The sequence below is a fragment of the Pseudomonas sp. MWU13-2105 genome, from assembly GCF_023242315.1.
Lineage (GTDB): Bacteria > Pseudomonadota > Gammaproteobacteria > Pseudomonadales > Pseudomonadaceae > Aquipseudomonas.
In genome coordinates, this window is record NZ_JALLIY010000099.1 from 1 (window position 1) to 316 (window position 316).

1 protein-coding gene is annotated in these 316 nt (G+C 55.1%); it reads right to left on the minus strand.

What is annotated here, in order from left to right:
* The coding region (locus tag M5B96_RS32475) for a hypothetical protein (RefSeq protein WP_248801263.1) at window positions 1–315 on the minus strand (315 nt) is incomplete at its 3' end.
* Window position 316: the final 1 nt, after the last annotated feature.

Sequence of the window (316 nt, forward strand, 5' to 3'; positions counted from 1 at the left end):
CGCCGAGCTGATCAGAATGAATCGGGTGGTTCTGCCGGTATTTTTCAAGATAAAAAATCCTGCGAGCCCTCGTAGCAGGTAAATCAGCGCTATAGCGCTTAGCACCGGGCGCAGCAGTGGTAACGGTCTAATCACCGACGCGCCGGACAAGGCATAGAGAGCCCAGACCGTGAGGATCAGCGCGATTCCAATTGTGATGATTGCCGGAAATGCTTTTCCAGCCTCCGCTGCGCGAACAAAGCGTTTTCCTGCCCCGGCAAACTGGTATCCGGCAGGACCTGCAATGACAACGCCTATGTGTAAAGCGGCAGCCATC